This window comes from Congregibacter sp. (genome assembly GCF_045107095.1).
In the GTDB taxonomy this organism is placed as follows: Bacteria; Pseudomonadota; Gammaproteobacteria; order Pseudomonadales; family Halieaceae; genus Congregibacter.
Genome location: NZ_JBGCFU010000127.1, coordinates 1 through 22,848 on the forward strand (window position 1 = coordinate 1; position 22,848 = coordinate 22,848).

At 55.4% G+C, this 22,848-nt stretch carries 23 protein-coding genes; 9 read left to right on the plus strand and 14 right to left on the minus strand.

Annotated features, from left to right (window positions below; all coding sequences use genetic code 11):
- Positions 1 to 365, plus strand: a 365-nt coding sequence (locus AB8B76_RS15085) for a DUF938 domain-containing protein (protein ID WP_405273694.1), incomplete at its 5' end; no start/stop codon positions are given.
- On the opposite strand, the gene AB8B76_RS15090 is transcribed toward AB8B76_RS15085, so the two are convergent.
- The 3 genes from AB8B76_RS15090 to AB8B76_RS15100 are packed head-to-tail and all read right to left on the minus strand — an operon-like array spanning position 366 to position 3,065.
- On the minus strand, positions 366 to 1,511 hold the full coding sequence (locus AB8B76_RS15090) for a GNAT family N-acetyltransferase (protein ID WP_405273695.1): 1,146 nt from the start codon (positions 1,509 to 1,511) through the stop codon (positions 366 to 368). It lies immediately after the preceding gene.
- A gap of 13 nt (positions 1,512 to 1,524) precedes the next feature.
- Positions 1,525 to 2,415 (minus strand): 4-hydroxybenzoate octaprenyltransferase, encoded by an 891-nt coding sequence (gene ubiA, locus AB8B76_RS15095; protein ID WP_405273696.1) that lies wholly within the window; start codon positions 2,413 to 2,415, stop codon positions 1,525 to 1,527.
- A 32-nt stretch (positions 2,416 to 2,447) separates the two neighbouring features.
- On the minus strand, positions 2,448 to 3,065 hold the full coding sequence (locus AB8B76_RS15100; protein WP_405273697.1) for a chorismate--pyruvate lyase family protein: 618 nt from the start codon (positions 3,063 to 3,065) through the stop codon (positions 2,448 to 2,450).
- Between the two features lie 145 nt (positions 3,066 to 3,210).
- Between AB8B76_RS15100 and AB8B76_RS15105 the strand changes: the two genes are divergently transcribed.
- Positions 3,211 to 4,590, plus strand: a complete 1,380-nt coding sequence (locus tag AB8B76_RS15105) for an FAD-dependent oxidoreductase (protein ID WP_405273698.1) — start codon at positions 3,211 to 3,213, stop codon at positions 4,588 to 4,590.
- Between the two features lie 28 nt (positions 4,591 to 4,618).
- On the opposite strand, the gene recG is transcribed toward AB8B76_RS15105, so the two are convergent.
- Positions 4,619 to 6,679: an ATP-dependent DNA helicase RecG gene (gene recG / locus AB8B76_RS15110; RefSeq protein ID WP_405273699.1), complete on the minus strand. Its 2,061-nt coding sequence runs from the start codon at positions 6,677 to 6,679 to the stop codon at positions 4,619 to 4,621.
- A gap of 59 nt (positions 6,680 to 6,738) precedes the next feature.
- Between recG and AB8B76_RS15115 the strand changes: the two genes are divergently transcribed.
- Entirely contained in the window at positions 6,739 to 7,638 is a 900-nt protein-coding gene (locus AB8B76_RS15115; protein WP_405273701.1) for an NAD-dependent epimerase/dehydratase family protein, read from the plus strand.
- Here the strand turns inward: AB8B76_RS15115 and AB8B76_RS15120 are convergent.
- The 5 genes from AB8B76_RS15120 to AB8B76_RS15140 form a co-directional block, all read right to left on the minus strand.
- Positions 7,606 to 7,989: a RidA family protein gene (locus tag AB8B76_RS15120; protein ID WP_405273702.1), complete on the minus strand. Its 384-nt coding sequence runs from the start codon at positions 7,987 to 7,989 to the stop codon at positions 7,606 to 7,608. The two genes, AB8B76_RS15115 and AB8B76_RS15120, sit on opposite strands and share 33 nt — an antisense overlap.
- A gap of 30 nt (positions 7,990 to 8,019) precedes the next feature.
- Positions 8,020 to 10,137: a RelA/SpoT family protein gene (locus AB8B76_RS15125; RefSeq protein WP_405273703.1), complete on the minus strand. Its 2,118-nt coding sequence runs from the start codon at positions 10,135 to 10,137 to the stop codon at positions 8,020 to 8,022.
- Positions 10,138 to 10,403: 266 nt separating this feature from the next.
- Entirely contained in the window at positions 10,404 to 10,664 is a 261-nt protein-coding gene (rpoZ, locus tag AB8B76_RS15130; RefSeq protein WP_405273704.1) for a DNA-directed RNA polymerase subunit omega, read from the minus strand.
- A gap of 271 nt (positions 10,665 to 10,935) precedes the next feature.
- A complete protein-coding gene (gene gmk / locus AB8B76_RS15135; protein WP_405273705.1) occupies positions 10,936 to 11,556 on the minus strand; it encodes a guanylate kinase in 621 nt (206 codons plus the stop codon).
- A gap of 101 nt (positions 11,557 to 11,657) precedes the next feature.
- Positions 11,658 to 12,521, minus strand: coding sequence for a YicC/YloC family endoribonuclease (locus AB8B76_RS15140; protein ID WP_405273707.1), 864 nt, complete (start codon positions 12,519 to 12,521; stop codon positions 11,658 to 11,660).
- 75 nt (positions 12,522 to 12,596) lie between these two features.
- On the opposite strand from AB8B76_RS15140, the gene rph reads away from it, so the two are divergent.
- Positions 12,597 to 13,319: a ribonuclease PH gene (gene rph, locus AB8B76_RS15145; protein ID WP_405273709.1), complete on the plus strand. Its 723-nt coding sequence runs from the start codon at positions 12,597 to 12,599 to the stop codon at positions 13,317 to 13,319.
- A gap of 79 nt (positions 13,320 to 13,398) precedes the next feature.
- Here the strand turns inward: rph and AB8B76_RS15150 are convergent, their stop codons facing one another.
- Positions 13,399 to 14,160, minus strand: coding sequence for an exodeoxyribonuclease III (locus tag AB8B76_RS15150; protein ID WP_405273710.1), 762 nt, complete (start codon positions 14,158 to 14,160; stop codon positions 13,399 to 13,401).
- A 95-nt stretch (positions 14,161 to 14,255) separates the two neighbouring features.
- On the opposite strand from AB8B76_RS15150, the gene pyrE reads away from it, so the two are divergent.
- Positions 14,256 to 14,912, plus strand: a complete 657-nt coding sequence (gene pyrE, locus AB8B76_RS15155; protein WP_405273712.1) for an orotate phosphoribosyltransferase — start codon at positions 14,256 to 14,258, stop codon at positions 14,910 to 14,912.
- A 36-nt stretch (positions 14,913 to 14,948) separates the two neighbouring features.
- Positions 14,949 to 15,614 carry a hypothetical protein gene (locus tag AB8B76_RS15160; protein ID WP_405273713.1) on the plus strand — a complete coding sequence of 222 codons (666 nt, stop codon included), beginning with the start codon at positions 14,949 to 14,951 and terminating at the stop codon, positions 15,612 to 15,614.
- Here the strand turns inward: AB8B76_RS15160 and slmA are convergent.
- The 4 genes from slmA to coaBC form a co-directional block, all read right to left on the minus strand.
- Positions 15,611 to 16,378, minus strand: a complete 768-nt coding sequence (gene slmA, locus AB8B76_RS15165) for a nucleoid occlusion factor SlmA (RefSeq protein ID WP_405273714.1) — start codon at positions 16,376 to 16,378, stop codon at positions 15,611 to 15,613. The two genes, AB8B76_RS15160 and slmA, sit on opposite strands and share 4 nt — an antisense overlap.
- Before the next feature lie 102 nt (positions 16,379 to 16,480).
- Positions 16,481 to 17,386 carry an acetylglutamate kinase gene (gene argB / locus AB8B76_RS15170; RefSeq protein WP_405273715.1) on the minus strand — a complete coding sequence of 302 codons (906 nt, stop codon included), beginning with the start codon at positions 17,384 to 17,386 and terminating at the stop codon, positions 16,481 to 16,483.
- Positions 17,387 to 17,432: 46 nt separating this feature from the next.
- A complete protein-coding gene (locus AB8B76_RS15175) occupies positions 17,433 to 19,946 on the minus strand; it encodes a phosphomannomutase/phosphoglucomutase (protein ID WP_405273716.1) in 2,514 nt (837 codons plus the stop codon).
- Between the two features lie 102 nt (positions 19,947 to 20,048).
- Complete coding sequence (coaBC, locus tag AB8B76_RS15180; RefSeq protein WP_405273717.1) at positions 20,049 to 21,263, minus strand: bifunctional phosphopantothenoylcysteine decarboxylase/phosphopantothenate--cysteine ligase CoaBC; 1,215 nt, start codon at positions 21,261 to 21,263, stop codon at positions 20,049 to 20,051.
- 105 nt (positions 21,264 to 21,368) lie between these two features.
- On the opposite strand from coaBC, the gene radC reads away from it, so the two are divergent.
- From radC to rpmG, 3 genes are all read left to right on the plus strand, one after another.
- Positions 21,369 to 22,043 (plus strand): DNA repair protein RadC, encoded by a 675-nt coding sequence (gene radC / locus AB8B76_RS15185; protein WP_405273719.1) that lies wholly within the window; start codon positions 21,369 to 21,371, stop codon positions 22,041 to 22,043.
- A 245-nt stretch (positions 22,044 to 22,288) separates the two neighbouring features.
- Positions 22,289 to 22,525 carry a 50S ribosomal protein L28 gene (gene rpmB, locus AB8B76_RS15190; RefSeq protein WP_405273720.1) on the plus strand — a complete coding sequence of 79 codons (237 nt, stop codon included), beginning with the start codon at positions 22,289 to 22,291 and terminating at the stop codon, positions 22,523 to 22,525.
- A gap of 45 nt (positions 22,526 to 22,570) precedes the next feature.
- On the plus strand, positions 22,571 to 22,726 hold the full coding sequence (rpmG, locus tag AB8B76_RS15195; protein ID WP_008293439.1) for a 50S ribosomal protein L33: 156 nt from the start codon (positions 22,571 to 22,573) through the stop codon (positions 22,724 to 22,726).
- The last annotated feature ends 122 nt before the right edge of the window (positions 22,727 to 22,848 follow it).

A 22,848-nucleotide genomic window follows, 5' to 3' on the forward strand; every position in this document is an offset into this window, starting at 1 on the left:
TGCCGGAACAGGTCCTGGATGTGCGCGCACAGACTTGGCCGCTGGAAATACCCGATGCGGTATTCAGCGCCAACAGTGTGCATATCATGTCATATGGTGCCGTGGAAAAACTCTTCGCTGGGCTTGGCGGGGGCGCGGGTGAGGACGTGGTGCTGGCGCTTTATGGTCCCTTCAATTACAACGGGCAATACACGAGCGACAGCAATGCTCGTTTCGACCAGTGGCTGGCGCAGCAAAATCCAGACAGTGCAATACGTCATTTCGAGGATGTGGATCGTCTCGCCGCAGGCGCGGGCTTTGCAATACAGGGTGATTACCCGATGCCCGCCAATAATCGCCTGCTGGTGTGGCGCAAAGGGGCTTGATCAGTCCAGGGATTTAAAGGGCAATAAGCTCGCGGCCTGGCTGATGTACTGGTCGATATGGGCTTCCTCCTGACGGGTGAAATCTCCTACCGCTGCAGAAAGCTGCGGGTCCGCTATCCAGTGGTTTGACCAGGTCTGAACGGGACGGAAGCCGCGCTGGATCTTGTGTTCTCCCTGCGCACCCGGGTCGAAACGCCGCAGGCCATGCTCGATACAGTACTCGATGCCTCGATAGTAGCAGGCTTCGAAGTGCAGGCAGTCAAACTCCCGCTCGCAGCCCCAGTAACGCCCATAGAGTGTGTCGCTGGAGCGAAAGTAAAGGGCGCCTGCCACTGCCTGTTGGCCCAGGTAGGCCAGTACCATCACCACCTGGTCGCCCATCCCCGCAGCGGTTTCCATAAAGAAATCCCGGGTCAGGTAGCCGCCGTGACCGCTGCGCTTGGCGTAGGTCATCTGGTAAAACCGATGAAACACCGACCAGTCTTCTTCACTGAGTTCGGTGCCGTTTCGCATACTCAGGCTTAGCCCTTGCTCCTCAACGCGGCGGCGCTCTTTGCGCAGCGATTTTCGCTTACGGCTAGAGAAGGTACTGAGAAAATCGTCGAAATCGCTGTAGCCGCGGTTATACCAATGGAACTGCACCTGATGCCGTGTGTGTAAGCCTGCCGCGGCAAGAGCATTTGCATCTTGCTCTTGAGGAAACAGCACGTGCCAGGAAGACGCGCCTAGGCTAACCGCAAGCTCAGGCATGTGTTGTTTCAAAGTGGCCCATATCACTGCAGGATCAAGATCCTGAGCATGAAGTAGGCGAGGTCCCGTGGCGGGGGTAAAGGGAACTGCTGTGACCAGTTTCGGGTAATACTCCAGGCCCATACGTCGCCAGGCGTCTGCCCAGGCCCAGTCGAAGACATACTCACCGTAGGAGTGGCTCTTTAACCAGGATGGCAGTATCGCTAAGGTACGCTGTTCATCTTTTAGGCGAAGGTGTGCGGGAGTCCAACCTGCTGCTGGCGTGGTGCAATCCGCCTGCTCTAGTCCCAGGAGAAAACCGTGACGCAAAAAGGGATAGTCAGTCCGGCAAAGGGCATTCCACTCTGTCGCGGGTACGTCTGCGACAGAGCTCAGGACCTCGATGCTGAGGCTCATGGCGTTGTTAGTCTCAGGTGTGCAGGGCGTAGTGGGCAGCGATCCCCAGGAAGATAGTCATTCCTACCCAGTTGTTGTGCAAAAATGCGCGGAAACATGCTGCCTCTTCGCGTTCACGAATCAAGTACAGGTGATAGCCAAACAAGCCAGCGGTAACCAGCAAAGCAAGGTAGTAGGGCCATCCCAGACCAAACTCTCTTCCCGCCAGAACCAGCGCCGTGAGGCACAGTACTTGTAATACGGCGATAACACTGCGGTCGGATTCCCCAAAGAGAATAGCTGTACTTTTTATTCCGATCTCCAGGTCGTCTCTGCGATCCACCATGGCGTATTTGGTGTCGTATACCACGGTCCAAAGCACGCTGCCGGTAAACAGGAGCCACAGCGCAGGCGGCAAACTGCTCTGCTGCGCAGCAAAGGCCATGGGGATCGACCAGGAAAACGCCAGACCTAAAACCACCTGCGGTAGATGGGTGTAACGCTTCATCAAGGGATAGCAGGAGGCAAGCAGTAACGCGGGTACAGACAGGAGTATGGTCATGAAGTTGGTCATGAGTACCAGACCAAAGGCCATCAGACAGAGCGCTGCAAAGAAGGCCAGCGCTTCACCCACCGTGACATCGCCCGTAACCAGGGGTCGATTGCGAGTGCGCTCGACTCCGCCATCCAGGTTTCTATCAGCCAAGTCGTTGATGATGCATCCGGCGGAACGCATAAGGATTGTCCCTAGTCCAAAAATCACCAGAAGCTTCAGATCCGGGACCCCTTCAGCAGCAATCCACAGCGCCCATAAAGTGGGCCACAGTAGTAACAAGGTGCCAATAGGTCGATCCCAGCGAATCAGCTGTAGCAGCGTCGAGAACTTGCTCGCTTGTTTAGTGGCAGGGGAGGTGGTGGCGCTCATGGATCGGTTGTTGTCTCTTTATCAAGTAAGAGTCAGGCTCGTTGGCTGCCAATTGTAACGCTGACTTGGCCGCGCCGGGAGCGGTGCAGAGGTGTTACTGCACTCCAGCGGGGAAATCCTTCAAGAAAAACCTCGCTGACCAGCATAGGCTTAGCGGCGACCTGAAAACAGGAGCGACGTGCCCAGGCTTTTTCCTGTTGGTGCAGTGGTTTGGGTAGGTAAGCATCATCGCCTGCGAGAAGCGCTACTTGAAAAGGACTTCGACGCATATCTGGGCGAGAGAACAAGAAACTGCCCAGGCTTTGATTCTGTAGGCGCCGTAGCCTTAGCAGCGGGCCGTCCAGCGTAGTCACTGGAAACACAGAGCGGGCGTAGACCACCGCCTTACTATCCAAACGCATCACGATCTGGCGCACCATCGCCAGTTCTCTGTGCCCCATATTCAACAGTCGACGTTCGTCCTGATTTGGGGCTTCCCAGCGCTGACGCCAGCGTTCGAGGGAAAATTGCTTCCCTGAATCTAACAAGTGCTGAGTGAGTGAGCCATCGTCGAGCAACCAGCTACGAACCGACGCCAGTACTGGCCCGGGAATCTGCTCTTCACGTCGCCAGTGCGGGACGCCTGCGCTGCGGTTTGCTTGCAGAGTCATAAAGATCTAGTCGATGGGAAGGGCGAGAATGCGTGATGTCTAGCCTGCTTGCAAGCCGGCCAAGGTGTTTTCAGGGTAATCCTCTGGCATGTTAATCTTGCCGCCCTTCGAAAAAGCTGCGCCTCACACAAGGAGTTAGTCTGGCATGCGTAAATGGGAATGTATCGTTTGTGGACTCATCTATGACGAAGCCAAGGGCTGGCCCGATGACGGTATAACACCAGGCACGCGCTGGGAGGATGTTCCCGAAGACTGGCTGTGCCCGGATTGCGGTGTGGGTAAAGAAGACTTTGAGCTCATTGAGGAGGCCGTGGAAGAGGACGCCCCTCACCATGAGGTGCCAGGCACGGAAACCCAGCCTGCACCGGTCGTCATTATCGGTACGGGACTTGGTGGCTACGGAATTGCGAGGGAGTTCCGTAAGCATGACAGCGACACACCTTTACTGTTGATTACAGAAGATGACGGCAGGGCTTATTCCAAGCCTATGTTGTCCACTGGCTATACCAAAAACACCGATGGAGCCGCGCTGACTCAAAGTGATGCGGGCACTATGGCCGCAAATCTCGACGCGAGCGTATGGACGATGACTCGCGTTCAGGCTGTTGATACCCAGCGTAAGATTTTACGTCTGGCGGATCGCGAGACAGAAGTTCATTACGCCGCACTCGTGTTTGCCACGGGCGCTAGTGTCATTCGGCCACCCTTGGGTGGTGACGCCTTAGAGCGCGTCTACTCTGTGAACGATCTCATGGACTACGATGACTTCCGCACAGCGATGGAGCGCCTCGAAGCTAAACGCATCGCCATTATTGGCGGCGGACTTATCGGATGTGAATTTGCCAATGATTTGCTCAATGGTGGTTTTGAGGTCGATGTGATCGACCCATTGCAGCACTGCTTACCCACTTTGTTACCCGAGCCTTGCGCCCGAGCCCTGCAGACCGGACTTGAGGCCAAGGGAGCACGTTTTCACTTTGGGCCCCTGGTGACGGAGGTCAATCATCCGGCAGGCTCTACGGATTCTGTAGAGGTGTCTTTGAGCGATGGAGGCATGCTGGAAGCAGACATTGTGGTTTCGGCGGTTGGCGTCAGGCCCAATATCGATCTGGCGAAAAGTTCAGGTATAGCGGTCAACCGCGGCATCGTTACCGACAGGCACCTGAAGACCAGTGCCGCGGATGTTTATGCCCTGGGTGATTGTGCTGAAGTTGAGGGTCATGTTCTGGTTTACGTGGCACCTCTTATGGCAGCGGCTCGAGCGCTGGGCAAAACCTTAGCCGGGGAGCCAACACAAGTCAGCTACCCCGCTATGCCCGTGACCATTAAGGTACCGGCTTGTCCTACCGTTGTAGCGCCACCGGCGGCCGATGCGGAAGGCGAATGGCAGTTTACTGTCGATGGTATGAGTACTCAGGGTGAGTATCGCAATGCGGCGGGCGACCTACTGGGTTTTGCCCTCACCGGCGAAGCGACAAAGCAGAAGATGACACTGCAGAAGTTATTGCCACCAATCATGGCCTGAACATCCGTTTGAGGGCTTGCCCCGGGGGCTAGACGTTGGCGAAGGCCTGGCTATCTCCGGCCCAACGGCGAATGAGTGGCTGTACCCACTGAGGACGCTGCTGTTGTAGCTCCTCTGCGATGTTCTGTACTTTATCAAGCAAGTGCTCGTGCTCCGGTAGTCGCGCTACCCTGAATTCCATAAGGCCGGTCTGTCGTGTGCCCAATACCTCTCCGGGTCCACGCTGACGAAGGTCTTCTTCTGCGATGTAGAAGCCATCATTGCTTTCGCGCATGACTTGCAGGCGGGCCCTACTGTGCTGCCCCAAGGGAGACTGGTAGAGCAGCACGCAGTGGCTTGCAGCACTGCCACGCCCGACACGACCACGAAGCTGATGAAGCTGGGCCAGCCCCAGACGCTCAGGGTTTTCGATAATCATTAGCGTCGCGTTTGGTACGTCCACGCCTACTTCAATTACCGTTGTAGCGACGAGTAACTGATACTCCCCTGCTTTGAACGCAGTCATCACGGCGTCTTTTTCCTTAGCTTTCATGCGACCGTGGACCATGGCCACTGCGATGCCATCCAAAGCTTCGGCAAGCTCCGCGTAGCTCGATTCAGCTGCTTGCGCCTGCAGCGTATCGCTGTCCTCGATCAGGGTGCAGACCCAGTAGACCTGACGCCCATCCCGGCAGGCGTGAGCAACCCGCTCGATAATTTCCTGACGGCGTTGGTTGTCTATAAGTACGGTACCGACAGGCTGCCGCCCTGGAGGAAGCTCATCGATAACGGAACAGTCGAGATCCGCATAGGCCACCATAGAGAGGGTTCTCGGTATGGGGGTTGCCGTCATGATTAGCTGGTGGGCCCGCCACGCCCCTCCGGTCTTTTCACTCAGGGCAAGGCGTTGGTGCACGCCAAAGCGGTGCTGCTCATCCACAACAACAAGGCCGAGGTGGGCAAACTCAACGCCATCTTGAAAGAGAGCATGGGTACCTATGACCAGTGAAGCCTCGCCACTCTGAATGGCGCCCAGAGCTTGTTCCCGATTTTTGCCTTTTACGCTCCCTGCCAGCCACATTTGGGAGACATTCAATTCGGAAAACCAGTCTGCAAAGTTACGTCGATGCTGCTCTGCAAGCAGCTCCGTTGGTGCCATGACGGCGACCTGATAACCGCTGGCGATAGCAATGAGAGCAGCTGCAGCAGCTACCACGGTCTTTCCTGAACCAACATCACCCTGCACGAGTCGAAGCATGGGTTTTTCGCTTGCAAGGTCAGTGGTGATTTCGTCGATAACCCGGTGCTGCGCAGCCGTTGGTTGAAACGGCAGCGCCTCAAGAAAACCCTGATTCAAACCTTTCGTGTCTTTGAGGGTGGGGGCTGCTCGTTCCCTGCTCCGGGCCCGTAGTTCACGCATGGAAAGCTGGTGAGCGGTCAGTTCTTCCAGGGCGAGGCGCAGTTGGGCCGGGTGCCGGCCGTCGCGCAGCGCTTGTTGATCGGCGTTTGGCGGAGGACGATGTAAAAACCGTAGGGCAGAGCCGAGGCCGTAGTCGTTCTCCTGCGTCGGCAGCAGCTCGTCTGGCGGTGTGTTTTCTAATGCGAGTAAGGCCTGCCCACAAAGCTTGCGCCACTGGCCCTGGCTAATACCTTCGGTGCTTGGGTAGATGGGCGTTAACGAGTCTTCGTTCTCATTGCCGTTAGTGTTGCGTCGATATTCGGGGTGAATCATCTCTGCCTGCTGAGCACCACGGCGCACCGATCCAAAGCATCGTAAACGATCGCCTTTTTGTAGTGCATTTTTTTGTGCTTGCGAGAAGTGGAAGAATCGCAGTGTTGCCGTACCGGTTCCGTCCTGGAGCTTTACCATAAGTGAGCGTCGCCGCCCGCCTCCGCTAACGCTGATTAGGGCGATATCACCTTCGATAACAACCTCCGCGCCGTCTTGCAGTGCGCCAATAGGCGTGACCTGTGTTCTGTCCTGGTAGCGCAGTGGAAGATGAAACAGCAAGTCCTCAACGTTTGTGATGCCGTAGCGCTGGAGGCGCTCAAGCATTTTTGGTCCGACCCCGCGCAGAGACTCAAGGCTATGTGTGACAATCTGACTCACAGTCCAGCCTGAACGGTTTCGCGGCTGGGAAAGCGCATCAGTCTAAAGGAGACAGAATCGTGGACAAGACGACGCGGCAAGAGACCATCGCTATAGTCGGTTTTGGAGATATTGGGGAGCGGCTTAGTAGCCTTCTGCCCAGGCCCCAATGGCACTGCTTTGGACTGCGACGGAGTGCTAATGCCGTTCCCCAGGGAGTTGAAAGCGTGGCCATCGATCTTCGCAACGCTCATAGTCTCAGTGTGCTTGAGAAGCTTCGACCTGATGCCCTGGTGATTGCACTCAGTCCAGCGGATCGCAGTGCCGAGGCTTATCAAGCGGGGTTTGCCGAAGCTATGGCCAATATTATTGCGGGTCTTGGCGAGCACCGGCCCCGCGCTGCGTTTTTTGTTTCGAGCACCAGGGTATACCGAGAATCCTCTGAAGCCTGGATCGATGAAGGTAGTGATACCGCTGACAGCGACCCCCATGTGGCGGCTATTCTCGCAGCTGAACAGATTTTTCTTGAGGGAATTGATAGCGCTGTGGTGCTTCGGGCTGGGGGGCTCTACGGGTCTGGGCCCGGGCCTTTGCTCAAACGAGTTGCGGCGGGCAAGCTCACAGCCAAGGAGCCACCGCGATATGCTAATCGGATTCATCGTGATGATGTGGCTGGTTTCATGGCTGCGGCGCTCACGGGAAAGATCACGCTGGATCAGCGAATCGTGAATCTTGTCGACGATGCCCCTGCTCCATTGCAGGACCTGGAATCCTGGCTTTGCACCCAGCTGGGGTTGTCTTATGAGCCGCCTCATTCGGCACCGTCGGGCGAAACTCCATTGCACAAGCGTATCAGTAACGAGCGGCTGCGAAGCAGTGGTTATACGCTGCAGTACCCGGATTACCGAAAGGGCTATGCTGAGGTGCTCCATCGCTGGATGGCACACTCAGAGCGCGAGGACGGCCTCGATCTCCACTGATACACCTTTTGGTAGCGCCGCCACCTGAACACAGGCTCGTGCTGGATAGGGCTCATTGCAGAAGGATTCCATCACCGCATTTACTGCCGCAAAGTCCTGCATATCAATCAGTGAGATATTAATTTTCACCGCGTCATCGAGGCTGCCACCGGAGGCCTCTGCAACTGCAGCAAGGTTGGTGAATGCCTGAGTCGCCTGAGCGGTGACGTCGCCTTCGACCACGGTCATGGATTCGGGGACCAGGGGGATTTGTCCTGACAGCCAAACGGTATTCCCAACTTTAACTGCCTGAGAATAAGGGCCAAGGGCCGCGGGGGCCTTGGGTGTCGCAATAATGGCGCGGTTGCTCACGGGTTACTCCTGTTTTTTAAAGGGCGAAGCCTAATTTCGCACACGGCTTACGCGCCGTACGCTGTCGATGCCGCGAAGACGACGCATAATGCGCGCTAGGTGCACCCTGCTTTCCACGTGGAGATCCAGATCCACATAGGTGAACTGGTAGTCTTTATCCGTGGAGCTAATTTTATCGATGTTCACGTTCATGCTGTTAATGCGCGTTGCGATAGTCGCGATAGCGCCGCGGCGGTTTTCCGTCTCTATTCTCAGCTCCGCAAGAAACTCGCCGTCGACCTGGTCGTCCCATCGTAAGGGGATCCACTGCTCGGGCTTCTCACGCATGTCAGCCAGGTTTCGGCATCTCTCCCGGTGCACGATTACGCCGCGCTCAGAACTGATGTAGCCCGCGATAGGGTCTCCTGGTAACGGTCGACAGCAGCGAGCGTAACTCACCATAAAGCCTTCGGTGCCGCGAATCGCCAGAGGAGAGTCACTGCCCGGTTGTGGTGTGGGCCCTTCGGTATTCGTTTCCCCGGCGAGTTGGCTGGCAACGACGCCGGGCAGTCGTTTGCCCTGCGCCAGTTCTGCCAGAAGCTCATCCATGTTGGCAAGGCCCGCACTATCGAGATAGCTGCTCAGTCGCGCGTCTGATAACTCAGCGATGCTCAGCTCGAAGCTCGCAAGAGACTTGTCCAGGAGTCTTCGACCCAGAGCTGCCGCGTCTTCCTGTGTTTGGTGCTTTAAGTAATGGCGGATATTGCTGCGCGCTTTTGCGGTTATGGCGTAGTTAAACCACGATGGATTTGGCCGTGCTCCCGCCGCGGTAATGACCTCGACGGTTTGACCGCTCTGAAGAGGCTCGGACAGCGGCGCGAGTCGCCGATTGATTCGACAGGCCACACAGGTGTTACCCAGCTCGGTATGCACTGCATAGGCAAAGTCTACAGCGGTTGCTCCCCGGGGCAGCTCCATGATGTTGCCCTTGGGTGTGAAGATATAAATTTCGTCGGGGAACAGATCGATCTTAACGTTCTCAATGAACTCAAGGCTGTTGCCTGCACGCTGCTGCATTTCGAGCAAACCCTGCACCCATTGACGCGCCCGGGCATGGGACCCGTTCACAGTGTCGGAGTCCGTTTTATACAGCCAATGTGCCGCTATCCCGTTGTTCGCCATGTCTTCCATTTCGCGAGTGCGGATCTGGATTTCTATGGGAACACCGTGCATCCCCATGGTGACCGTGTGTAATGACTGGTAACCGTTGGCTTTGGGTATGGCGATATAGTCTTTGAACTCTCCCGGGACCGGCTTGTACAGCGAGTGAATGCAGCCGAGAACGCGGTAGCAACTGTCGACGGAGTCCACTACGACCCTAAAGGCATAGATATCCATGATCTCGGAAAACGATTTTTTCTTGGCCCGCATTTTTTTGTAAATGCTGTACAGGTGCTTTTCCCGGCCAATAACCGTCGCTTCGTAGCCATCCTGAGCCAGTGCGTTCTCGATCTGACTGCGCATTTTGTCTACCAGCTCAATGCGGTTGCCTCTGGCAGAGCGGCGCGCAGCCTCAATGCGTCGCGCGCGCATGGGATAGAGCGCGGTGAACCCCAAATCCTCGAATTCCATACGCACGGAGTTCATCCCCAGGCGCATGGCGATGGGGGCATAGATATCCAGAGTTTCTTTGGCGATGCGTCGGGCTTTGGCGGTGGGCAGCACGCCGAGAGTGCGCATATTGTGGAGGCGATCGGCGAGTTTGACCAAGATAACGCGAATGTCTCGGGCCATTGCCAGAGCCATTTTTTGAAAATTCTCAGCCTGTTTTTCTTCGAGCGTATCGAATTCGATCTGGGTGAGTTTGCTCACACCATCGACTAGCTCTGCTACGGCCTCGCCAAACTGCGATTCGATAGCATCTTTATCGATGCCGGTGTCTTCGATCACATCATGGAGCATCGCAGCCATGAGGCTCTGATGATCCATGTGCATGTCCGCAAGAATGCCCGCGACGGCAAGGGGGTGCGTTACATAGGGCTCACCACTGCGTCGTTGCTGACCAAAGTGCGCCTGCTCTGCAAAGTAGTAAGCGCGGCGGACTAGGGTGCTCTGTTGATCATCGAGATAGGAGCGCAGATTGGCGTCGAGAGAGTCAATGGTCTGCATGCTATGCACTCATTCCTGCACATGGCCCTGTCACTGATTCTGAAGTGGACAGCTGCAGCGCGACTGATGAGCGAGTATGCCGCGGCAATGAGCCAAGAGGGGGGAATGATGAGTTAAGAGGAGGGAATGATGAGCAAAGACGAGAGGACGATCGGTGACTACGAAAGATGTAAAAGACGTAAGGTCGGTTGGAGCGCCCAGCTGACGTTCGAAGCGCGACCGACAACAGCGCGCTGCTTGCGCAGCCGCTGCATTCGGGCAAAGGCTTAGAAGCTTTCGCTTGCACCCATCACTTCGGCGAGTTCTTCCTCGGCGTCCAGCTCGTCCTCACGGTTGAGCATATCTGGTGTTACCAAACCTTCGGCGATTTCACGAAGAGCAACAACCGTGGGTTTGTCAGACTCTTCCTGAACCAAAGGATCTTTGCCGCCGGTAGCTAGTTGGCGAGCTCGCTTGCTTGCAACCATTACCAGTTCAAAGCGGTTGTCTACGGACTCAAGGCAGTCTTCTACAGTTACGCGTGCCATATTCTTTCCCATGTATGGTGACAGTAAATCCCCAAAACAATCCCCCTGGCATTTGAACCTGCGTACCAGGTACACATCGCTAAAATGCGTTGGTTAGCCAGCTCGAAGAGCCGTCACAAAAGGTCTGTTTGGACCGGCACACACCAACGTGCGCACCGAAGAGCCGGATATTATAGCTCAAAGGCTCTAAAAGATGTGCGCTGTAAATCGGTAATCTTTCGGGCTTCGATCGGTCGTGGCGCGACGCTCGGTCGAAGCCGTTCACGGTAAATCAGCTGAGGAGAGCTTTTAATTGGTCGCTATGACGGTGGGCCTGCTTCTGCGTTTGCAGTCGCTGGGAGCGCACGATTGCCTGTAGCTCGATAAGGGCTTCATCAAAAACGTCATTGATAACCAGGTAGTCGGCTTCGACATAGTGCGACATCTCCGAAACTGCGGCGGCCATGCGCCGGTCAATGGTGCTGGCATCATCCTGCCCGCGCTGGCTCAGCCTGTCTCGAAGGGCTTCCTCCGATGGTGGGAGCACAAATATAGAGCATGTTGCCGGGAGCAAGTGCTTAACTTGCCGCGCTCCCTGCCAATCAATTTCCAATATGACATCCGCATCTGCCGCGAGCTGATTTTCTACAAAGTGCTGCGAAGTTCCATAAAGATTCCCAAAAACCTCGGCATGTTCTAGAAAAGCGTCCTCTTTGAGCATTTCCTCAAACGCGTGATGATCACAGAAATGATAGTTCACGCCATCGGTTTCCCCAGGCCGGATAGGCCGCGTTGTATGAGACACGGAAACCTGAAGACTGGGTTCGACGTCCACTAAGGCTCGTACAAGGCTGGTTTTACCGGCACCGGAAGGGGCGGAAATGGTGAATAAGGTTCCTGACTGTGGATGCATACGAATGTTTGTCCCCGGGATGGGTCTGGCGTCGTCAACGATTGGATAAGGGCGAGAAGATTACGGTAGCGCGCGATTTATTGCGACAGTCTAGCTCCGCTTCATTCTATGTTTTGTACCTGCTCACGCATTTGCTCAATGAGAACCTTTAACTCCACCGCACTCTGCGTCGTACTGCTCGTCGTCGCCTTCGAGGATAGGGTATTGGCCTCTCGGTTGAGCTCCTGCATCAGGAAGTCCAGACGTCGCCCGCAGGGCCCGCCCTTGTCCAGTATTCGAGTGGTCTCTTCGATATGCGCTTCCAGGCGGTCGAGCTCCTCGTCCACATCGGCTTTTTGCAGAAGCATGACCAACTCCTGTTCGATACGACCTTCATCAACGGGCTGTTCCAGCTCTTCCAATCGGCGGCGGAGTCGTTCTTCCTGACGGCTGCGAAGCGCTGGCAGCGCCTCGCGCAGCGTGGCAACTTCGTCACCGATCCCCTCAAGCCTCCGGCGAAGGAACACTTCAAGCTGCTGCCCCTCACGCACGCGGTTTTCTTGCAAGGCATCGATTGCGGTTTCGAAGAGCGCCCAGGCAGCACTTTGAACTCTCGACTCATCGGTTCGCTCGGCTGTACACACACCGGGAAACTGCAGTAGCGCCAGCGCATCGGTAGGAGCGATCTTGTCCGATAGGGCGCTCACGCTATTCAAAGCTTCAAGCACCGCCGACAATCGTTCTTTGTTTATCTCAAGGGTATTCGTGCTGTCGTTGTCGATGACTCTTATCTGGCAGTCGACCTTTCCGCGTTTCAGGCCTTTGGCGAGGGCATCCCGAAGCTTGGGTTCCAAGGCACGAAGACTGTCCGGCAGTTTGAAGTGCAGGTCGAGATAGCGGTGATTAACGCTGCGTAATTCCACGATTAGCGCTACAGGCGATGGCGTAGCCTCTCTGGCGAAAGCGGTCATGCTGTGCAGAGTCATCGATATCCTTTTTGTCTCAGCTCTTCATCTGTCAGCGTATACTGCGCCCTTTGCCAAAGACAAGGAACTTCCCAAATGCCAAGACCCAGTGGCCGGGCCACCGACCAGCTGCGCGATATTTCCATTGAGCGCCAATTTACCTGCCATGCCGAGGGTTCGGTGTTGGTGAGCTTCGGCAATACCCGCGTGATTTGTACCGCAAGCGTTGAAGACAGTGTTCCGAGGTTTTTGCGCGGTAAGAATTCCGGATGGATTACCGCTGAATACGGAATGTTGCCCCGCTCTACCGGTTCCCGCATGGGCCGAGAGGCGGCTCGTGGTAAGCAGAGTGGTCGTACTCAGGAAATTCAGCGTTTGATCGGCCGCTCCCTGCGCGCAGCGGTAGACCTCTCCAAGTTGGGAGAACACACCATTACGTTGGACTGTGATGTCATTCAGGCGGACGGCGGTACGCGTACAGCCTCAATTACCGGTGCCTTTGTTGCTTTGGTGGACGCCATCAATGGTCTACAGCGCGACAAAAAAATCAGCACGGATCCCCTGCGACACTTCGTGGCTTCCGTATCTGTCGGTGTCTACAAGGGTGAGGCCGTGCTTGATCTTGATTACATCGAAGATTCAAAGGCCGATACAGACCTCAATGTGGTCATGGCTGAGGGTGGTGAATTTATTGAAGTTCAGGGAACCGCCGAAGCGGCGCCCTTCTCTCGCTCAGAGCTGGATCAAATGTTAGATTTGGCCAGCGGCGGAATTGCGACGCTCATGGACTGCCAGCGCGAGGCACTGGCAGCGGGTTGATGCCCGCTTGTGTGAGGCGTGAAGGCGTGAAGGCGTAAAAAAGCGCCTGAGTCCAAATATGTTTTTGTAGGGGTATAAGCTACAGGTCGATATCGTAATCGATGATCACGGGCGCATGGCGTGAAAAGCTGTCGCCCGTGTAAATAGCGGCATGCTCGACACTATATTGCAGATCCTCTGAAATGATTTGCAGATCGATACGCCACCCATCTTCGCCGCGCTCCTCTGGCCAGTAGCTAAACGCATCACTGTCCGTACTCACTTGGCGGAAAGCATCGCGGTAACCGTTTTCGAGTAACTCATCCATCCACTGCCGCTCTTCGGGAAGAAAGCCCGAGCGGCTGCTGTTATCCGCGCTATTTTGCATATCGGAGGCGGTATGAGCGATACGCCAGTTACCGCAGATCACAAACTTACGACGCTTGTTTCGGACCTTTTCGAGATGCGCACCCAGTAAGGAGAAGAACTCGTTCTTATTCACTTGCGCATCAGCGTCGCCATCGCTCGCGACCGGTGCTAAAAGGCAGCCGATAGATAGCTCACCGTAATCCGCCTGAATGTAGCGCCCTTGCATATCAAAGTCCGCGAAACCCAGGCCGGTCATAATGGCCTTGGGAAGCTCGCGGCAATAAATTGCAACGCCGTTATCTTTACCGTTAACGTCGTCAAAAAAATAGGCGTTGTAGTCGCTTGGGAAGAAGACGTCATCCTGTAAGTCGTATTCCGAACAGCGGATGTCCTGAATACAGATGAAATCGGCGTCCTGGCGTGAGAGCCAGTCGTAAAAACCCCGTTTTGCGGCTTCACGCAACCCATCTGCGCTGAAGCTGATGATTCTCATTGCAAACCTCTAATATCTCGAGGCGCTATGATACAGAAACGCCAGATGACAGAATACACTGTCTCAAAAACTTTCCACTACTGTTTGGATCTTACATGCAAGCCTACCAACGCGAGTTTATTGATCTTGCACGACGTTGTGATGTTCTCCGCTTTGGCGACTTTACGCTGAAGTCCGGACGACAGAGCCCCTATTTTTTCAATGCTGGTGCCTTTGATAGCGGTGCGGCGCTCGCAGCGCTGGGGCGTTATTACGCGCAGTGCATTGTAGACTCCGGCGTGGAGTTCGACGTGTTGTTGGGGCCGGCCTACAAGGGCATCCCTCTGGCGACCGCTACCGCGGTGGCCTTAGCAGACCACCATGGCCGCGATGTGCCCTTTGCCTACAACCGCAAGGAAGCAAAGAGTCACGGTGAGGGTGGTGTGTTGGTGGGAGCGGCGTTGCAAGGGCGTGTTTTGGTTATCGATGATGTCATCACTGCCGGCACGGCTGTTTCAGAGGTCATTGAAATGATTCATTCCGCGGGGGCGGAACTGGCAGGGGTGGTTATTGGTCTTAATCGTCAGGAGCGCGGGCAGGGAGACATCTCTGCGATTCAGGAAATTGAGCAGCAATGGGCTGTGCCGGTGTACAGCATTATCGCCATGCAGGACTTGATTGTTTATCTGGAAGAGGATGGGGATAGTGGTATGGACGTCCCAGAGAGCGCTTTGAATGCTCTACGTGCATATCGTGAACAGTACGGTGTCTGACTTGTGGTGCATGTCTTGCGAGCCTATATTACCGATATGAAAATTAGCCGTAGTACACGCTCTGTTGCGGGTTTGGCGTTTGTTATTGCTCTGTTCGCTCATCCCGCGACAGCCCAAGAGCGTCAAATGTACCGCTATACCAATGCGGAAGGACATGCTGTGGTGGGCTACCAGGTGCCCCCTGAGTTCGTGGCCAATGGCTACGACATTTTAAGCCCCACGGGTGCATTGGTTGCGGTTGTTCCAAGAACGCTTGACGCGGGTGAACGCGAGGGTATGGACAGCGAAGCCCAACGGGAGCGAGAAGCCGCTGAAGAGGCCGAACGCATGCGCCGCTGGGATGAGTCGCTGTTACTGCGTTACAGCACTATCGAAGATATAGAAGCGGCTCGGGACAGAGAACTTCGGGATTTGCGTATTCGCGTGAGCATTCTCAAAGGAAAGCTGCGGTCTTTGAAGCAGCAAGTGGAGAACTATCAGGCGCTGGCTGCTGACCAGGAGCGTTTGGGTAATTCCGTAAATGTCGAACACCTGGCAGCTATCGATGACTTACAGGCAGAAATCGCGGCTACGGAGCGTGCGGTGACGGACCGGCAGGAAGAAATTGCTTCTGTGGAGTCTGATTACCAGCAGGATGTCGAGCGGTTCACCACCCTTCTGGACATTGTTGAAATGCGTAAAACGATGTCCGCCGAAAGCTAGAGGCCGCTTCCGGCGCTGTTGTTTTGCATATCGCTGGAACTATCAACCCCGCTCGAACTATCAGTTACGCTCGAGGCCTCGGCATTAGCGCTTGGCGATCGCGAACCGTCTGAAACAGTGGGCATTTCAGGTGCTGTGGGCACTTCAGGCGCTGTGGGCACTTCGCGGGCTGTGGGCACTTCGCGGAAAAAGCTCTGCATCAGATAGTCGTACTGCTGGTTCCAGCCTTCGCTGGGACTGCGCTTGAATTCACTGCGTACAAATTGCGAAATCCGGCCCTCGGCGCAGGCAAATAGCAGGTTTGCAGCCTCCGGCAAGGCTAGTACTGGCCGTAAGGCCTCCCGCAGTTCCGCTTCTCTGAGTATTTGACGAAGCTGCGTTTCCACGCGATCCAGCACCTGATTCACTCGATGGCGAAGACGCTCAGTTTCTCCGGTTAAGGCCTCACCGGTCAGAAGGCGACTGATACCGGGATTTCGTTCCGCGAAGGTGATGAGTAGGTAAAGAACGTGATTGCAGCGAGCAATTGCCTGTTCTTCTTCTTGCATGATTAAGGTGATGCGCTGAAAGAGCGTGTCTTCTATGAACTGAATCAGCTCTTCGAACATTTTCGCTTTGCTGGGAAAGTGCCGATACAGAGCGGCTTCGGACACGCCGACTTTGGCTGCAAGCCGAGCTGTGGTTATGCGGTCGCCGGGGTTGTCTTCCAGCATTTGCGCCAAGGCCTCAAGTATCTGCTGACGGCGCTGGACGTTTCTCGGCATGGGACGCTCATAGGACGGTTAGAACAAACATCCTAGCGACTGGCCTGCATCGGGGCAATACGCTGGACTAAAACTCGCGCTATTTACTGTAGTGAAGGAGGCCTAATCCTCTCCACGAGGTGTGATTTTGGTGCCCATACCCTCGTCCGTAAAGATTTCCAACAATACGGCGTGCGGCACCCTTCCGTCGACGATGTGGGCCGAAGCAACCCCCGACTTTACCGCGTCAAGGGCACAACCAATCTTTGGCAGCATCCCTCCATGCACTGTTCCGTCGGCGATGAGTTCATCTACTTTTTCGGTAGACAAGCCGGTCAGCACAGAGCCCTTGGCATCGAGGAGCCCTTCCACGTTAGTCAGCAACATGAGTTTCTCTGCCTGCATGACCTGAGCGATCTTACCGGCGACGAGATCGGCATTAATATTGAACGTGTTCCCCTCGTCGTCTGATCCGACGGGAGCAATGACAGGAATGAAGTTACTGCCGAGGATGACATCGAGTATCTCTCGGTCGATCTGGCTAACTTCTCCGACTTGCCCGATGTCGATAATCTCCGCCGCATCCATACCCGGTGTTTGACGGGTCACTTTCATAGGCTTGGCGCGAATGAGCCGGCCGTCCTTGCCGGACACCCCAATGGCCTTTCCGCCATTACGACTGATCGACGAGACAATCTCTTTATTCACGCTGCCACCCAGGACCATTTCAACCACGTCCATGGTTTGCGAATCCGTTACGCGCATGCCTTCCACGAATTCGCTCTCGATACTGAGTTTTTCCAGCAACTTGCCAATCTGAGGCCCCCCGCCGTGCACCACTACGGGGTTCATTCCAACGAGCTTCATCAGCACAATGTCTCGGGCAAAGCTCTCGTGAAGAGTCGGATCTACCATCGCGTTACCGCCAAATTTGACCACGATGGTACGGCCGGTAAAGCGCTGAATGTAAGGCAGGGCTTCGGTGAGAACGCGTGCGGCGTTCATAGCGGAGTCCGGTGTAAGCGACATGGGATTTCCTTGGATGAGAGCGCTAGGAGAGTATCAAAAAGTGCTCTTAAAACGGGATTTTTAGATCCGGCGCTACTGCAGCGAGCTGCTCCCGAAACAGTGCTTGAATCTTTTCGAGGCCCGCCTCGTCACTGGCTTCAAAGCGAGCCGTCAATGCCGGACCGGTGTTGGATGCCCGGAGCAGGCCCCAGCCGTCCTGAAAATCTACTCGAAGGCCATCCAGGTCATTAGGCTTCCCATCGACAAAACGGGCCGACTCGACGAATTTCTGCATAAGCGCGAACTTTTCGTCGTCGGGAACAGGAACCAAAATCTCAGGGGTGCTCACGGCGACGGGTAGATCTGCGATGAAGTCATCTATGTTCTGGTCCTGAGACGACAGTATCTCTGCGAGTCGCCCCGTGGCGTACATCCCGTCATCAAATCCGTACCATCTCTCTCCGAAAAAGATATGCCCGGAAAACTCTCCGCCAAGTAACGCTCCGGTTTCCACCATCTTCTCTTTCATGAGCGCATGACCGGTCTTCCACAGTACCGGGCGACCGCCGAGACCCGTGATTAGCTGCGCTAGATTGCGGCTGCACTTGACGTCGTAGACCACGTCAGCGCCCGGGTTACGCGTCACTACATCGCGGGCAAAGATCATCATGAGAGTGTCACTTCGGATGATTTGGCCGCTGCCCGTGACAACCACCACACGATCACCGTCGCCATCATAGGCAACACCAAAATCTGCGTCGTTGGAGATAACTTCGCGTACGAGTGCCGCAAGATTGTCTTCATTACTGGTGTCTGGCGATCGATTGGGGAAGCGTCCATCCACCTCGCAGAATAGTGGGATGACTTCGCAACCCAGCTCTTCAAGAAGGGCTGGCGCGATATGACCTGTGGCACCGTTACCGGCATCGACGACAATTTTCAGAGGCACCGCAATCGCGATGTCGCTGACTACCTCATCGAGATATTCCCCTACCACATCACGCTGAATGAGATGCCCCGTACCTTTGCTGAAGCGGCCCGTCTGCGCGATATTGCGAATCTTTTCAATGGTGCCCTCGGCGATGGTCTGCCCTTTGAGCACGATCTTCATGCCGTTGTACTCAGCTGGATTATGGCTGCCGGTAATCATGACGCCAGATTTGGCTTCCAATAGTGAAGTCGCAAAATATAGAAGTGGTGTTGGGACCAAACCAATATCGATAACATCCCGGCCGGCCTGCAGTATGGCTTTTTCGAGAACGCCTTTAATGCGGCTGCTGCTTGCCCGGCCGTCATAGCCGATGCAGAGGGTCTGCTCACCCAGTTCACCGGCGATAGTTCCTATGGCACTGCCAATGCGATAGACCGTTTCATCGTCCAGGTCGGAGTCTGCAACACCGCGGATATCGTAGGCCCTAAAAATGTTGGGTGATAAGCCGCGGTCCGCCGGTCCGTCGACCGATGTCATGGCGGTATTCGTGGGCGCGGCTGAGTGGGTATCTACTGCCGGGACAATGTTACTGGTATTGCCCATCCGGGCCCTGCGGAGCGTCAGTTTTCGTAAGTCTTTAGCCAGGGGCACCAGCTGAGGAATGTGTACGTCTAAGGGGGTGCGATGCTCTGCTCCATCGATGATGCGTGTCAGTTCGCCGTCTAGTGCTTTATTGCTACGCTGCATGGAAACGAGAAACCCCACGATGCAGAACAACATAAGCCCACCCAAAATACTGTAGGGGGGCCTCACGTGGCTGCTGACTTCCTCGACGACCGCTGGCGAAGGCACAAAAAGTACGCGCCATGGCGTGTTATCGATATCGGCTTTACTTGCCGCCACTTTTGCGCCGCTTCCCTGGCTGGCGATGCGCACGTCCCGGTCAGCACCTTCGCTGTAAATGCGTTGCTCCAGGACGAATTCACCCACCATGCCGGTTGGGTAACTCAGCATCGCCTCAAGCGTGCCTGCATCGACGGTAAGTAATACCACTGCGCGCTTCGACGGCATACGGGGGTGCGTTGTGACCTGGGCTAAAGATGCAAGCCACTGCCCTTCGAATTGATAGGCCTCGGGTTCAGCCGGCTCGTTGTTGCTGACGCGTCTGACCAGGTCGACTTCAATATGGTTTCGCAGACCCTGAAATCCGCCAGCGAGATCAGCTGTGCCCATATCACTTAGGGGCAGTAAGCGCAGGCTTACCGCTTCGGGAAAGTAGTCCAGCATGGCTTGTTCAACCAAGCGGATATCTGCAGGGCTCTGCTCGGCAATCGCCTGCAGGGCGAGCGGTGAGCGTACTGCCGATGCAACGCGTGCGCGGAGTGATGCGATGGAATCCCCGATGTAGCGCGCTTGTTGCGCGGCATAATTGTCTGAGACGCTCTTGATGAGCGCATCTTTTTGAGCGGGAGCATGAAGCAGTGCCAGATACGCTATAGCAAGAATAAGGGGCACTAGAACAAGGGCAAACCCAAATATCGAGGCGGAGCGAAGCAGATTCCCTTTGGCGTTAACGCCGTGGGTATTTCGCTGTTCGTCCGTTGAGGCTTTGCCCGGCTGGGGTTTTTTCTTCCCGGGAAGTTTAAGCATATCTGGTCGTCCCTAGCGTCTGCTGCGCGGGGCGCATTTTGTTGTTAAAAACATCATAAACTCTCGCACGTCGACTTGGAATCTCCCGCTCCTGCGATTGACTCAGCGTTTTCGCTGCTGGATTGCGCCAATTTGCACTACGACCATGCCTGCAAGTACATCCTTTGAGCACTTTTCGATGTTTAGCTCATCAAGCCCATCGGCATTTTGCCAAAGGAGCAAGGCGGCATTGTCCTCGCTGTTAAAACCGATACTGCTGTCACTCACATCGTTGGCCACAATCATGTCGAGATTTTTCCGTTCAAGTTTGCCGATCGCGTGCTCTCGCAGCTTCTCTGTTTCAGCAGCAAAGCCAACGCTAAATGGTTTGGGGGAGCAGTTTGTGATCTGGGCGAGCACGTCAGGATTGCGCACCAGCTGCAAAGACATTTCTTCTTCGGACTTTTTGATTTTTTGCTCTGCAGCAGTGACGGGCCGGTAATCAGCTACGGCTGCGCAGCCGATAAATATGTCGCAGTCATTGACCAGTTGCATGCAGGCATCAAGCATTTCTTTGGCTGTGGTTACATTATGAAGCTGCACTCGATCTGGTGCTGTAAGCGCCACCGGACCAGAGACTAAATCAACGGTGGCTCCTGCTTCTATGGCGGCGCGAGCAAGGGCGTATCCCATTTTTCCTGAAGAGTGGTTCGAAATGTAGCGCACAGGGTCCAGTGGCTCCCGGGTGGGGCCAGCGGTAATGACCACCCGTTGCCCGGCGAGGACACCGCTCTCAAATAACGATGCGGCCTGCTCGGCGATTAGCTCTGGATCGAGCATACGTCCGGGTCCTATGTCTCCACAGGCCTGTTCACCGCTATCCGGGCCTGCAATGTTGATACCCCGCTCTGTGAGCGTGGCTAAATTGCTTTGCGTTGCAGAGTCTTTCCACATTTGCTGGTTCATGGCTGGTGCCAAGAGCATCGGTGCTGCGGTCGCCAGTGCCACCGTGGTTAGCAGATCGTCCGCGCGACCTGCAGCAAGCCTAGCCATGCAGTCCGCTGTCGCGGGTGCGACAACCATCAGGTCGGCCCAGCGCGCGAGCTCAATATGCCCCATGCCGCGCTCTGCTTCTTCGTCCAGCAGACTGTGATGCACGGTGTGTCCCGAGAGCGCCTGAAGCGTCAAAGGCGTAATGAATTCCTGCGCACCACGGGTCATGATGACGCGGACTTCGGCTCCAGCATCCTGGAGCTTGCGCACGAGTTCGGCTGATTTATAAGCGGCGATGCCCCCGCAAACCGCCAGAAGCACCCGGCGATTGTTTAGATGTCCCATTAGCTTGGGTACCTTGGGAAAATACGGCGGCTCAGAAGATAACACTTGCGCCTGTGGATGACACGGTAAGCAAGTAGGGGTTGCACATCCAGGGAGGGGTGAGCCATGGCGCATTGCAAAGGGCTCGGGGGAGAATCGCCTCGGGAAAAGCTGCTCGGCCGGGGGACTCAGGCGCTGTCAGATGCAGAGCTACTGGCGCTTGTTTTGCATTGCCGAAGTGCCAAAACACGTACCACCGAAGTTGCGACGACGTTACTCGGCAGTTCGGACGGGCTCGCAGGCCTTGTGAGTAGCAGCCAGCAGGCTCTCCTTGCTATGCCTGGGCTGGGGCCTGTGTCGGTATCGCGTTTGTTAGCGGCCTTGGAGCTCGCCGCGCGCTGTGCGAAGCAGCCGCTGACCCAGCGGGACGTGATGAGCAGTCCCGATAAAACCCGTCTTTTTCTACAGCACCATTTGGGTACGCGTTCCCGGGAGGTGTTTTGTTGTTTGTTTCTCGATTCTCAGCACCGGCTCCTGTGTTGCGAAGATGTGTTTCTGGGAACCATTGATGGCGCCGCGGTTTATCCCAGAGAGGTGGTAATTCGCGCTCTTCATCATCGCGCAGCTGCTGTTGTGCTCGCACACAATCACCCGTCGGGGCTCACCCGGCCGTCCAGCGCAGATCGTCGCATCACCGAACGCTTGCGCGACGCTCTGAAGCTCGTAGACGTTAGAGTGCTGGACCATGTGATTGTTGGCAGGGGTCGCTGCTACTCTTTTGCAGAGTCTGGGTTGTTGTAAGTTCCGCGCGAATCGTTGCTATGCACTGGACCGTTTGTTGACGCAAAGTCTTCTCTCTATTGAGCATTTGCTTGTCCGACCTTTTGCTTGCTGGATTGGGGCGCTTCTGGTATAAAGTCGCGCTCCGCGAAGTGGGGAGCCACCATCAAAATGCTCCATACCGCGTAACTTATTGAAATTTAGAGCTTTTGCCTGAGTAAGCGACCAATAGATGGTACGCATTGCTCCGGTCCAGCGAGGAAATCATGGCCAGAGTCTGTCAGGTCACCGGTAAGCGTCCGGTAACCGGTAACAACGTATCTCACGCAAAGAACCGCACACGTCGTAGGTTCCTGCCGAATTTGCACCAGCACCGCTTTTGGGTCGAGTCGGAAAAGCGTTTTGTACGTTTACGCGTCTCCAGCAAGGGCATGCGCATTATTGACAAAAAAGGTATCGATACCGTGCTAGGGGAAATCCGCGCACGGGGCGAAAAAGTCTGAGTACGCCACGCGGCTCACTGATAAGAGATTTGAAGAGGTAGCATCATGAGAGAAAAAGTTCGCATGAACTCTAGCGCAGGCACCGGGCATTTCTACACCACGGACAAGAACAAGCGCACCACTCCAGATAAGCTGGAAATGAAGAAGTACGATCCTGTCGCTCGCAAGCACGTGATGTACAAGGAAGGCAAAATCAAGTAAGTCTTGATTTGTTAGCTCGCTGAATGCAGCGCGCGATGCATAAACCCTGGCAATAGCCGGGGTTTTTTATGCCTGAAGGATGGATAGCGATGAGAGTACTAGCGCAGCCAGCATGTGATGAA